At 47.3% G+C, this 12,436-nt stretch carries 10 protein-coding genes and 1 pseudogene; 9 read left to right on the forward strand and 2 right to left on the reverse strand.

The window, feature by feature from the left end; all coding sequences use genetic code 11:
- Positions 1-3 precede the first annotated feature (3 nt).
- From ABXS88_RS00995 to ABXS88_RS01025, 7 genes and pseudogenes are all read left to right on the forward strand, one after another.
- Complete coding sequence (locus ABXS88_RS00995; RefSeq protein WP_353673344.1) at positions 4-474, forward strand: hypothetical protein; 471 nt, start codon at positions 4-6, stop codon at positions 472-474.
- Positions 475-563: 89 nt separating this feature from the next.
- Positions 564-680, forward strand: a pseudogene (locus ABXS88_RS01000) (IS5/IS1182 family transposase); the annotation flags it as partial.
- A gap of 59 nt (positions 681-739) precedes the next feature.
- Complete coding sequence (locus ABXS88_RS01005; RefSeq protein ID WP_353673345.1) at positions 740-1,663, forward strand: class I SAM-dependent methyltransferase; 924 nt, start codon at positions 740-742, stop codon at positions 1,661-1,663.
- Between the two features lie 153 nt (positions 1,664-1,816).
- On the forward strand, positions 1,817-1,954 hold the full coding sequence (locus tag ABXS88_RS01010; protein WP_353673346.1) for a hypothetical protein: 138 nt from the start codon (positions 1,817-1,819) through the stop codon (positions 1,952-1,954).
- A gap of 598 nt (positions 1,955-2,552) precedes the next feature.
- Positions 2,553-2,690 carry a hypothetical protein gene (locus ABXS88_RS01015; protein WP_353673347.1) on the forward strand — a complete coding sequence of 46 codons (138 nt, stop codon included), beginning with the start codon at positions 2,553-2,555 and terminating at the stop codon, positions 2,688-2,690.
- Positions 2,691-2,980: 290 nt separating this feature from the next.
- Positions 2,981-3,976, forward strand: a complete 996-nt coding sequence (locus ABXS88_RS01020; protein WP_353673348.1) for an HEXXH motif-containing putative peptide modification protein — start codon at positions 2,981-2,983, stop codon at positions 3,974-3,976.
- Between the two features lie 7 nt (positions 3,977-3,983).
- Positions 3,984-5,768, forward strand: a complete 1,785-nt coding sequence (locus ABXS88_RS01025; RefSeq protein ID WP_353673349.1) for a hypothetical protein — start codon at positions 3,984-3,986, stop codon at positions 5,766-5,768.
- A 152-nt stretch (positions 5,769-5,920) separates the two neighbouring features.
- On the opposite strand, the gene ppc is transcribed toward ABXS88_RS01025, so the two are convergent.
- On the reverse strand, positions 5,921-8,947 hold the full coding sequence (gene ppc / locus ABXS88_RS01030) for a phosphoenolpyruvate carboxylase (RefSeq protein ID WP_353674850.1): 3,027 nt from the start codon (positions 8,945-8,947) through the stop codon (positions 5,921-5,923).
- Between the two features lie 477 nt (positions 8,948-9,424).
- On the opposite strand from ppc, the gene ABXS88_RS01035 reads away from it, so the two are divergent.
- Complete coding sequence (locus ABXS88_RS01035; protein ID WP_353674851.1) at positions 9,425-9,904, forward strand: TspO/MBR family protein; 480 nt, start codon at positions 9,425-9,427, stop codon at positions 9,902-9,904.
- Between the two features lie 89 nt (positions 9,905-9,993).
- The gene (locus ABXS88_RS01040) at positions 9,994-10,968 is read left to right on the forward strand and encodes a LysR family transcriptional regulator (RefSeq protein WP_353673350.1); all 975 of its coding nucleotides are present in this window, start codon (positions 9,994-9,996) and stop codon (positions 10,966-10,968) included.
- A gap of 1 nt (position 10,969) precedes the next feature.
- Here the strand turns inward: ABXS88_RS01040 and ABXS88_RS01045 are convergent, their stop codons facing one another.
- Positions 10,970-12,397, reverse strand: a complete 1,428-nt coding sequence (locus ABXS88_RS01045; protein WP_353673351.1) for a Ni/Fe hydrogenase subunit alpha — start codon at positions 12,395-12,397, stop codon at positions 10,970-10,972.
- Between the last annotated feature and the right edge of the window lie 39 nt (positions 12,398-12,436).

The raw sequence follows: 12,436 nt of genomic DNA on the forward strand, positions 1-12,436 counted from the left end.
ACTATGAGCGACTTACGCCCTCTTTTGATAACTACTGTACTTATCAGTTTTAGTCTGAATCCTACTGTCCAAGCAGATACTTGTATTCCCTTGAATTTAGTGGGTGGTCAAGGAAGTTCCGTCACCAAAACCGTCTCTCAACCCACCATTCCTGCCCCCTTTGGCTTTAATATTACGCGCAACAATTGGAATACCGATTGGGCTGTGCCGGGGGATCGTCGTTTCAATCGTTTTGTGGCCACCGTTTCCTCCGATAATGGCGGCACCTTTGACATCCGCATGTACCTCAAATACAGCGATCAAACGGCGGGGGAATTTTTTAATCAGGAGGGCGTCAAAATTGTCCCAAATAAACCTCTGGTGATTACGGCCCAACCCCGCCCCGACGATGAACCCTACCAAGTTAATCTTTTTGTTAATGGCATCGCCAATATTGGTAATACCTACACGGCTAACGTTGTGGGGTGTCAGTAAGAGGCTACTTATAAAGTGTTGTAAAACATAGAAATTGGAAGAAGAAAGGAAAGGGCAATTAAGGGTAAGAGCAGAAGAGGGAAAAGAGTATGAGGAGTCTGACAACCGATGAAACCGACCTGAACGACGCAGAATGGGCAATAATTGAACCTATGATGCCCTCTGCAAAACCCGGAGGCCCTCGAACAATGGATATACGGACTATCCATAAACAATTTTTGTTAAAATTTGCCTCAATACTTCGCTTAATATTCGATTGATTAAAATGACGGCTACTGCCCCTTCCTCCACCGCTACCCTTGCTACCCAAGTCGTTAACGGCCTCCTAGGGATTAAACCCCTCTGGGCTATTGCTAAGGGGCAAGCCCGTACCATGATGATTAAACGAGCCGAACGTCTTGGGATTCCCTGGCGCGAGACGGTACAAAGCCTGGAAAAGCAAGACTGGCAAGCGTCCTGGCAACGTATCCATAATCCCGACCTTCAGTACCCCGACTACTACCAAGCTTCTTTCCATGGCTATGACCAAGGGCATCTCTGTTGGCAGGCGGCCTTTGAGTTTGAAGTAGCAGCCAATGCCGTGCATTCGAGTCTGTATCCCGAGGCAGGTTCCCAAGGGGATGCTAAATTACGCCAGAGTTACCATGATGTCCTCTTGGCCCAACTGCCCCAGTCCCCGCAACGCATTCTGGATCTGCACTGCACGGTAGGCCTGAGTAGCTTTACCTTGCAATCTATCTATCCCCAGACCCAGTTGACCGGTCTGGATTTTTCTCCCTATTATTTAGCTGTAGCTGCCTACAATGGACAGCAAAGACAAAGCAGTATTGATTGGATCCATGCTCTTCCCGAAGCCACAGGACTAGCCGCACAAGGTTTTGATCTGGTTTCTGCCTTTTTGCTCTTCCACGAAATGCCCCAGGATGCCACCCGCAAGATCTTCCGGGAGGCCCGTCGTCTGGTGAAAAGCGGTGGTCATTTTACCTTTATGGATATGAATCCCCGTTCCCAGGCCTATTTGACCATGCCTCCCTACGTTATGACCTTACTCAAAAGCACGGAACCCTATATGGATCAGTATTTCGCGCTGGATATTGAGCAGGAGTTATTGGAAGCCGGCTTTGATGCGGTGAGTATTACCCCCAACAGTCCTCGTCACCGGACGATTATTGCTCAGGTTCAGGCCTAGGCCCAAGAGACGGCACTAAATCATAGTTCGTTTTTATAAACTCTGCATTTTTGTTGAGTCAAGCCAAAAACGAGAAAGCAGTGGGTTGAAATCTTTGTTGTCGAGAAGTATAGTAGAGCGTAATTTGATCCCATTCTCCTGGAGCGTTCTATTATGTTAGACAATCAAAAACTATTGGGCTTTAAAGCTTTAAGCAATCAACAATACAATCAACTGGTTGTCGCAAAGGCCCTGGTCACGGAAGTCCAAGCCAAAATTGGTTCTACTAAACCAAAGCACTCCGCCCAGTAATGAAAGACTACCGCTCAGTCCCGCTAAACCAAGAACTGAGGGCAGCTCAAATAGGCTTTTTTATAGGCTAAAAATCATAATTTGCAACCTTAAGAGCTTTTTTCTATGTTCAATAATCGCAAACTGTTGGGCTTTAATACCTTGAATCCCTGTCAGTACAATTGTCTAGTTTTGGCAAAAAAATTAGCATCAGAAGCTCAGGCAAAAATTGGTATTACTAAGGGAAGTTATCCTACCAAGTAGTGCAGGATTCCTATCGAAGTAATCTAGCAAGGGAACCAAGAAAGATTAAGACCCGTCTTTCCATTCGTTCAACATCTTACTTTAAGAACTTGGAGTTTTTCACTATGTTCAAAAATCATAAATTGCTCGGTTTTCGCTCCCTAACCTCCAAACAATATAGTCAGCTGGTTGCGGAGAAAATCTTGACCACGGAAATCCAAGCCAAAATTGGCGGAGAAAAAAGCGACGCCCCTGCAAAATAGGGAATCAGTCCCCTCTGCTTATACTGAGAGAGCTAGGAACTGAGGCTGATTAAAATTAGCTCTTTCAAAGCCTCCTAGAAAACTTTAGTTTGCAAAATTTGGAGCTTTTCACCATGTTCAACAACCACAAACTACTCGGCTTTAACGCTTTAAGTAATCAGCAATACAATAGACTGGTTTTAGAGAAAACCTTTGCTATGGAAGTTCAAGCCAAAATTGGCAATGGTAAGAGCACTTCTCCTGCCAAGTAGTAAAAGATTCTCGTCAAAGTCTTCTAACAAAGATGATGGCGGGGATAATTTTTTTGCAGTCTCAAAACTAAACTTTGAAACATCAGAACTTTTTTATCTTCAATCACCACAGACTCCTAGGATTTAAAACCCTAAACTTGGGTCAATATCATCAACGGCTTCTAACTCAAGCCCTCACCAGTGAAGTACAAGCTAAAATTAGTAGCCCCAAACCCGTTAGTCCAGCCAATTAGTTAATTAATTGTTCTGATAGTTGGGCCTTTACTAAGGCCTTTATTTTTTATAAATGTATGGATTATATTTTTGTCCCTAATGTCGAGCTAGCAATTCAATTCAATCAAGGTTTTAAGACTGCTTTAGTTTCCAGTTTAGAATATATTGCGGATGAACTGAAAGATAATCCAGAGTTTGGAATAGTTTTACGGACAATAACTAGCAAAATTAAGAAAAGCACCTGGATTCATCCCGCTGTCTATGGTTATTATTATGAACTAGTATTTGCTGCTGAGGCGCAGGCCTGGGATACCTTTGCTAATACCTTACAAGCGTTGCAAAGTCTAAATATTGATCTTGATATTAAACCTCAAGACATTGAAATACTAGATTTATTTGATTCTTCTCTCGACTCCCATAGGCAACTCTATCTTTCCCATTTAAATAACGAGTCTGCAAATCAGATTGACTGTGATCCGCTTACGAAAAATCAGTTCCAACAGTTTCAAGAACTCTGGCAATCATCTCAAGAATCTCTGATCCATTTCTTCCCAGAATTATTAGCAGAAATTCAACAGCTTATCCGGCAACTTGTTTTAGCAGTTCCATCCCAGTCCTCTGGCCTCCATTTCCACGGCGCCTCTTTCTTTTCGTTGTGGGGCTTGCTTTTTCTAAATCCTGAACCTCTTACAACCCAATTTGATCTACTACTTACCCTGGCTCACGAGGCTGGCCACAGTGTTTTGTTTGGCTATTCTATGAATGAGCCTCTTCTACGAAATCAAGATACAGAGTTGTACGAATCACCCCTTAGACAAGAACGAAGACCCATGGCCGGCGTCTATCATGCAACCTTTGTGACAGCTCGGATGCATTTATTAGCAAGCCGAGTTTTAAAAACCGGCTGGGCTGAGTCATTAGGAAGCTCTAACACAGCAGTAAAAGAAACCTGCCAAGACCTATTTCATACTTTTGAAGAGGGTCTTAATACCGTTAAAAGGTTTGCCCAATTAACAGACTCTGGGGCCTCCATTTTGGCTAGAGCTGAATCTTATATGTATCAAAAAAAATAAATTAGTGATGACTGCTCACATCAAAATCCTAAAACAATATCAAGGTTTTATTTTAGGTCTCAAATATCCTTCGGTACTTCTATCAGTATCAACACTTAATATAGCTGAATTTATTTGTACTCAACTCGATCCAGGAATTGATCAATTATTAAGCATATCTACTGCGAATGAACTAAGGTCTTGTAATTTCCAGGAGGTTCATAGCATTAACCGGGCGTTGATTTGGTTACAAAAATTATTAGAGTGGTCACGTATCCCTATTTTTGATAGAGGTAAAGTTTTAGGAGGAAAAGTAAATCCGCAAAAAATTGATTGTAATATTATTTTTCCTGTCTATGATTCTCAGGCTCATGGATTAATTAATTTATTGATTTGGTTTCTAAACAAAATTAATTCCTTAAAACTTAATAATTCTCTAAAAGTAGTCGAAGAAATTTTAAATGAACTCAAAAATGATGTTTATCCCAAGCTCTTGTTAGAACAAGGAATCAATTCTATTCACTTTGCACACGCCGCTTATCAAACTAATATTCCATTTTGTTCCTATCCTCTGGCTCATAAAATAGGCCCCTTTTGGCAATTTGGTTTAGGAAATCAGCAGGTAATTTTTCAAAGTAGTCTCTGTGATAGCGAATCCTATCTCAGTGTTATAAGTGCCTGCGATAAGTCCTTATGTTCTGCAATTCTTCGTCAGGCTGGTTTTCCTGCCCCAACCCATTGCCTAGTCTATAGTTTGCAACAAGCAGAACAGGCTTTTCAAATAATTGGGACTCCCTGTGTGGTTAAGCCCAGTGATTCAGAACGAGGACTTGGTGTCTCTAAAGATATTAATACTTTAGATACCCTGCGTGAGGCTTATAATTTAGCTAATCAATATTCTCGACAAATTCTGGTGGAAAAACAGGTAGAAGGAACGTGTCATCGGTTATTAGTTATTAACCATAAATTAGTCTTGGCGTTTAAGCGCTCTCTCCAGTATCTGAAAGGTAATGGTCATCAAACAATTTCTGAATTAATAGAACAAGAAAATCGCCATCCTTTTCGTTGTCAAATTAGGCCAATTTTAGATACGTTTAAAATTGATGATTTTCTCATCAATATCTTACAAGCTCAAGGCCTTTCGCTTGATTCAGTGCTAGCTCCAGAGCAAACTATTACGATACATCCACCAGGGGGATCTTCTATTCCCGAGCTAGTATTAGAGCAAGTTCATCCAGATAATATCAAACTTGCAGAAGATGTTACTAAGCTCATTAACTTAAAGATAGCAGGCATCGATTTTATTACTACTGATATTAGTCAACCTTGGCATGAAAATGATTCTATTATCAATGAAGTGAACTCTTGTCCACAAATTACGATGCATTTTGGCCGGGAAATTTATAGCACTATACTTAGACAGTTTGTAAAAGGAGACGGACGAATTCCAACCTATGCTTTTATTGGCCATAAGTTAGCGAAACAATCTGCTATTCAGTGGGTTGATCAATTGCAAAAAAGCCAGCCGCATTGCGCTTTTATTTCTGCTGATAACGTCTCTATTCCTCAGCGTTTTTTTAGAAATCTACCCAAAAAAATGATTGATCGTGTGGCCCTGGTTTTAGCAGACAAATCCGTGGGATCATTAGTAGTCCATCTCACGCCAGAGGAACTGATCAATGCTGGTCTGCCTCTAGATCGTTTGACGGAAATGCGCTTGTTTGCATCTGAATTTAAAGCATCGAGTAATCTTTCTATTAGCTCGGCACAATCAACCTTTGCAACAGCCTGTGAATCTCTCATCATTCTTTAGACTGGATGGGTTTCTTTTAGAAACAACCTCAAAACAGTGCCCATGTTCGAATTGAGTTTATTTCCCGTCTATGAGTCCTTGTTTTTTTAAGTATCGAAGAGACCAGGATACTTCCAGTCAGCAACGCTGGTCAGTGGCAATTGGCCCTGACCTCAACCGGTATTGCGCATGCCGGCCGCGATGCCATTGATAGTAAGCAGGGCCCCCCGCAGTAACTCTTCCTTGGAATAACGACGGTAACGAATGCCGCTGGCCTCGGCTTCTTGGGTCACTTGGCGCAGGCGCTTGAGCAGGGATACCTGAAGAAATCCAAGTGGAACAATTGTGCGATTTCGCAGATGAACAGATTGTTGGAGACTGCGGTCACCATCCAAAAGATGTTGGTGGCCGGTGATTTGCAGAGTCAGTTCCCTGGTTAGATTGTATTCATCAGAGATCTGTTGAAAAATGCGGCCGAAACGCTGGCGGTCTTCCGGTTTAGACAATTCTTGGACGTAGTGAGAAGCAATGGTCAAATCTACCTTGGAAAGAGTCATTTCTACCTTGGAGATCACCATATTAAAGAAGGGCCATTTGTAGTAGAAATAGCGCAATAATTTCAGGTTTTTAACCGGGTCTTGGTCAATAAAGCCCTGAAGGGCCGAACCGACACCGTACCAGGCCGGCAACAGAAAGCGGCTTTGAGTCCAACTAAAGACCCAGGGAATGGCCCGCAGAGTACTTAGATCTCGTTTACCGCTACTACGCCGTGCTGGACGAGAGCTAATTTGCAGTTCACTAATTTCGGGAATGGGGGTAACAGAGAGGAAGAAATCCAGAAAATCCGGATCTTCATAGATCAGACTCCGGTAAACCTGGCGAGAGGAGGCGGCTAACTCCTCCATGATGCGGTTCCAGGGTTCGATGTAGTCAAAACTACTCTTGAGCAGGCTGGATTGGATCACAGCAGTGGTGAGAGTTTCTAGGTTGTACAGGGCCAGTTCCGGCAGGGAGTACTTCGAGGCCAGGACTTCCCCCTGCTCCGTAATTTTGATGCGGCCATCTACGGTTCCTGCTGGTTGGGCCAAAATAGCCTTGTAGGCCGGGCCGCCTCCCCGTCCCACGGAGCCACCACGACCATGGAAGAGACGCAGGATCAAACCATACTGCTGGGCCACCTGCTGGAGGGCCTTTTGGGCCTTGTGAATTTCCCAGTTACTGCTTAAAAAGCCCGAATCCTTATTGCTATCGGAGTAGCCCACCATCACTTCCTGGAGATTGGCCGGTTGCAGCAAGGCTACCGGAGGATGAGACGGCCCCGGTTCTAAGGCTCTGTAGCCACCGGCCACCGCTGCCCGATAGAAGAGTCGGTCAAATAAGGCCGCCATGATCCCCGGCGCATTTTTGAGGTCTTCTACCGTTTCAAAGAGAGGCACAATGCGTACAGAGGCAATGCCCGTACCAGGGTCGTAGAGGCCCCCTTCCTTGGCTAGCAGGAGAACTTCTAGCACATCACTAGCATCGTTGGTCATGCTGATAATGTAGGTTTGGCAGATATCTGTCCCAAACTCCTGTTGAAGATGACGCAACGTCCGCAGGGTTTCGATGGTTTCGCGGGTTCGCTCTGAAAAGGGCATTTCCAGGGGAATTAGGGGACGACGGGTTTGTAGTTCCGTTCCCAGCCAGGTCAGTTTTTCGGTCTCCGTTAGTTGGTCGTAGGGCCGGGGCAACACGCCCAGATAATCGGCAATTTCGGTAATGGCCTCGGCATGACGGGAGGACTCTTGGCGGAAATCTAGCTGGGCCAGGTTAAAGCCGTACACTTCAACTTGGGTAATCAAATTCTCTAGCTCTAGACAACTCAGGCCGGTTTCGATCAGGTTGCGTTGAATGAGTTGTAGCTCCTCCAAAAAGGCCTGGCCGGTGCGGTAGTGCTGGAGGGAAGGGGTTTTGGCTAAATTTTGCCGCTCCTCTGGATTGGCCAAGCGTTTATTGCGTTGCAGGGTATTTTCGAGACGCTGTTGAATATAAGCCAGTTTCATGCGGTAGGGTTCCTGGCGGTAGCGCAGGGATACCTCTTCATAGATCTTGGGCAATTCCAGACGGTCTCGCTCTAGGGAATCCAGCAATTCCTGGGAAACCTTACACCAGTGCAGGGAAGGACTCAGAATAGCGGTTAATTCACCGAGAGAATGGAGGTACTTATTAATTACCAGGCCCCGCTGGTAGCAGGCCGTTTGCCAGGTAACTTCAGGGGTCACGGAGGGGTTACCATCCCGGTCACCGCCGACCCAAGAACCAAAGTGGCAAAAGTTGGCACTGGGGGCCTTTAACCAGGGGAAATTATCGCGCAGGGCCTGGCGTAGACGCTTAGAGAGCTCTGGAATGGCATTGAACAGGACTTCATCGAAATAGTGCAGGGAGTAATCTACTTCGTCCAGAACTGTAGGCTTGAACTGGTGCAATTCATCAGTACGCCACCAGAAACGAATCTCCTCCATTAACTGCTCGGTTACAGCCTTGGCCTCCCAGGTATTCAGCCAATCAGGGTTGGGTACGGACACCTGGAGTTGATCCAGTTTCCGCAGAACCCGGTCAATGCGGCGTTGTTTGCGGCGAATGGTGTGGCGGACGATTTCCGTGGGGTGGGCCGTAATCACCAGACGCACATCCAATTGATCCAGTAGGCGCTGGATTTGTTGGGGCGGCACATTTAACCGCTTCAGTTCCCCAAACAACCAGTGAAACGTCCCCACCTGAATGGCCCCGTCTTCCTGCCAAAGGCTCTTTTTCAGGAGGCTGAGTTCCAGGGGCGGAATAATTTCTTCCTCGCTACCGGCTTCATCGTAAAAGGCCGTTTCCTGGGTGGATTCCCAACGATTGCGTTCCTGCTCCCGTTGCTCGTAGTGCTGTTCCACAATATTGATCAGTTGGAAATAGAGCGCAAAGGCCCGAGCGGCACGGATGGCTTCATTCAGTTCTAATTTTTCGATGCGTTCCGTGATTTCTAATTGCAGGGAAGCGGTGATTTCGGCATCCCGGATTTCTGGGGAATTTTGTAGTCGCAGTTCCTTTAATAGATCAACCAGTTCCTGGCCGCACTCACTGCGGAGTACCCGCTCCCAAAGGTCTTCCATCAGGCGGAGGCGGTGGTAAAGGACCGATTCTTCCCCTCCTTGGCTCCCCGGTGTAACCGTCATCCCATCCTGTTGGTTGGGGGGAGTCTGATTAGAAAGATTAGAAGGGGATTGGATGATCGGACTCATAGGAACCTCAGGGTCTATCAACAAGGCACAAGGAGGAGATGGCACCAAACCTGACACCAATGGAGCAGATTTGAGGAGGAAGAATTAAGCCTAGACAATCGCGGCTCATGACAAATTAACGTTTGGCCTAAGTTATTGTATCGGTTCTAGTCAAGCTTGGGCATGTTCCTCCTGTCCAACATCAAGAAATAGGGATATCCCGCCCACCGGCCGAATCCCCCACTTTAAAATCTCTGAAGGACGACACAACTGACCCCACTGTCCCCTTGCTAAGGGGAGGTGCCGAAGGCAGAGGGGTAAAAATCCGTAGCCCTAATTGGGCGGATTGGTAACATGCCAGATGCCATGTTACTAGGCCCTCGACCATCTACCCTAGAATCAGCGCTCAAGCTCCTGTTATTTCTGTGAGGCCTGATGATGATTCCTGCTTGGCTTTGCATTGGTGTGGTCGCTTTTGCCGTGGCCTTTGTGCTCAACCGCCTTTCCCCCAAGGATTTGCGTTGGTTTAATCGCCTCCAGCGGCCGGCCTGGTTAACCTTTGAAGGGGCCATTCCCTGGATCTGGATCACGATTTTTATCTGTGGGGCCCTGTCCGCGACCTTGACTTGGCAAGCGGTTGCGCCTCGCCAATCGGCCTGGCCCTGGATGGCTGGCTACCTGGTCTTGGAAGTAGCGGTGATGGCCTATACGCCGGTGATGTGTAAGCTTCGTAGTCTACGGGTCGGAACTGCCATTGGAGCCTTGGGATTTTTCATTGGCTTGGCCCTGGCCCTAGCGGTGTTTCCCATATCTGCCTCGGCAGGCTTGTTCCTGGTGCCCTACCTCCTCTGGAGTCCTATCGGTACCTACGTCACCTGGGCCATGATTCCCCTCAATCCCTGGGATGCCTAGGGCCCCTGAGCTGTAGCAATCTCTACCGAACCTTCTAGAAAAATTGGGTATCGTCAAAAAACCTTAACGAGAGGGAATGACGATTTTTCATGCGGATTGAGCAGTTACAGGCTTTTTTGGCCGTCGCCGATAGCGGCAATTTTGGCCAGGCCGCCCGTCAATTTGGTATTACCCAATCAACGGTAAGTCGTCAAATCCAATCTTTGGAACAGGCCTTAGGCTTACCTCTCTTCCATCGCACCGCCCAGGCTAAGCTGACTATTGCTGGCGAGAAGTTAGTGCCCCGCGCTCGGCGCATTTGCCAAGAATGGAGTCAGGCCAGTGAAGAAATTGCCGATCTCCAGGCCGGTAAGCAACGAGAATTGTGTGTAGCGGCAGTGCATTCCGTCTGCTCCCATTACCTGCCATCAGTACTGCAACAATTTTGCCAGGATTATCCCCAGGTACAATTGCGGGTGACGGCCCTGGGGAGTGACCGGGCCCTCAAGGTGCTCCGCGATGGCTTGGTGGACATTGCCGTGGTGATGAATAATCGCTATCTAACGTCGAGCGCCGATCTGGTCGTGGAATTACTCTACGAAGAGATGATCGAAGTACTTATGGCCGCTGACCATCCCTTAGCTCAGTATGAGCAAGTGTCGTGGGATAGTTTATTGGCCTATCCCCAGGTGGTTTTTAAAGATGGCTACGGCATGCAACGCCTGGTGCAAGATTGGTTCAACCAACAGAATGCAGAACCCAAGGTGGTGATGGAACTCAATACCCTCGATGCCTTTCGCGGGGTAGTGCGTCAGGGAAAAATGTTGGCCCTGCTCCCGAAAACGGCCCTGCTCGAAGCCCATCACGATCCCAGTCTAGCGGTGCGCCCCCTGGCCCCGATTCCAGGTTCCACACAACAATTGAGTCGCCAAATCGTATTGGTGACAACCGGCGACCGCCTTAAAATTCCGCCCATTGCCCACTTTTGCCAATTAGTGCGGGATTGGAATCAGTCCTTTGTTACCGCTCGTCCTGGCCTCGCGGGAGCAAAAGTTCGCTCCCCTTCAATCCCGGTTCGTCCTTGAGCTAGGGATCGCGCTGGAGGGTGCGCTGGACAGAGCCATCAGCCCCGATGATTTCAATCTGCATAGGCATCTGGCCAATGGCATGGGTAGAACAACTTAAACAGGGGTCATAGCAACGAATCCCGGCCTCTACTCGATTGAGAAAACCTTCCCGAACATCATGGTTGTGGATGTAGTGCTTGGCAATCTGGGCCACGGTTTTATTCATGGCCAGGTTATTGTTCCCCGTGGCAATGATTAAGTTCACCTTTTGGATTAGGCCATTTTCATCCACGTTGTAGTGGTGGAAGAGAGTTCCCCGGGGGGCCTCACTGACGCCAACGGCTTCCAACTGGTTAATGCCTGCTTTCGCTCGACAGTTTTTCGAGAGAATATCGGGGTCATCCATTAATCGTTCAATGGCCTCTAGGCAGGCCAGAATTTCCAGCAACCGCGCATAGTGATAGAAGAAGGAAGAGGTCGCGACCCCACCGGCCCGTTGACGATATTCCGTCAGTTCTCGATTGGCCTCGGGGGTTCCGATATGGCTACAGACATTAAGCCGGGCTAGGGGGCCAACTCGATAGATACCGTCGGGATAGCCCAGGGGTTTGTAGTAGGGAAATTTCAAATAAGACCATTTTTCGACGGATTCGCCAATAAAGTCCCGATAATTGTCTTCACTGAGGTTATCTGCCACAATATGGCCTTCGCTATCGGTAAAGCGGAGATGACCGCCGTAGTGTTCCCATTCTCCTTGTTTTCCCACTAAGCTCATGAAGAGAGATGGGAATTTACCAAACTGCTCTACCTCCGTTGTAAGTTTGTCAAGCAGGCCTTTGAATAGGTTCAGGGCCAGGTAAATGGTTTGTTTCGATTCCGGCAGACGGTCAATGATCCACTGACGGCCTTCTTCGGATAACGGCGATCGAACTCCCCCCGGCACCGACCAAGCGGCATGGATTTTCTTAGCCCCTAGGAGTTCAATCACGGTTTGGCCGAACTGACGCAGACGAATGCCGGCCCGGGCCAGATCCAGATCAGCGGCAATCAGGCCAAAAACATTGCGTTGGGCCGGGTCACTATCCCAACCGAGGAGAAAGTCGGGGCTACTGAGGTGGAAAAAGCTAAGGGCATGGGACTGGGTAATTTGGCCCAGATTCATAAGGCGACGGAGTTTTTCCCCGGCCGGTGGGACTTGAACGGCCAAAATTTTATCCCCGGTTTTGGCGGCACAGAGGAGATGACTCACCGGACAAATGCCGCAGATGCGAGCCGTAATTCCCGCCATTTCCCACATGGGACGGCCCTCGCAGAACTTTTCAAAGCCCCGGTACTCCACCACATGAAAGCGAACATCATCAACTTCGCCTTGGTCATTGAGAAAGACAGAGATTTTAGCGTGGCCCTCAATGCGGGTAACGGGATCAATAACAATGGTTTTAGACATTTTTACTCCAAAATATTTTTAAGTATTTAGATTAATCAG

Origin of the sequence: Synechocystis sp. LKSZ1, assembly GCF_040436315.1 — a bacterium.
In the GTDB taxonomy this organism is placed as follows: domain Bacteria; phylum Cyanobacteriota; class Cyanobacteriia; order Cyanobacteriales; family Microcystaceae; genus Synechocystis.

Coding starts and splice junctions, on each gene's coding strand:
- ABXS88_RS00995 (WP_353673344.1), top strand. CDS start 4: ATGAGCGACTTACGCCCTCTTTTGATAACTACTGTACTTATCAGTTTT.
- ABXS88_RS01005 (WP_353673345.1), top strand. CDS start 740: ATGACGGCTACTGCCCCTTCCTCCACCGCTACCCTTGCTACCCAAGTC.
- ABXS88_RS01010 (WP_353673346.1), top strand. CDS start 1,817: ATGTTAGACAATCAAAAACTATTGGGCTTTAAAGCTTTAAGCAATCAA.
- ABXS88_RS01015 (WP_353673347.1), top strand. CDS start 2,553: ATGTTCAACAACCACAAACTACTCGGCTTTAACGCTTTAAGTAATCAG.
- ABXS88_RS01020 (WP_353673348.1), top strand. CDS start 2,981: ATGGATTATATTTTTGTCCCTAATGTCGAGCTAGCAATTCAATTCAAT.
- ABXS88_RS01025 (WP_353673349.1), top strand. CDS start 3,984: ATGACTGCTCACATCAAAATCCTAAAACAATATCAAGGTTTTATTTTA.
- ppc (WP_353674850.1), bottom strand. CDS start 8,947: ATGACGGTTACACCGGGGAGCCAAGGAGGGGAAGAATCGGTCCTTTAC.
- ABXS88_RS01040 (WP_353673350.1), top strand. CDS start 9,994: ATGCGGATTGAGCAGTTACAGGCTTTTTTGGCCGTCGCCGATAGCGGC.
- ABXS88_RS01045 (WP_353673351.1), bottom strand. CDS start 12,397: ATGTCTAAAACCATTGTTATTGATCCCGTTACCCGCATTGAGGGCCAC.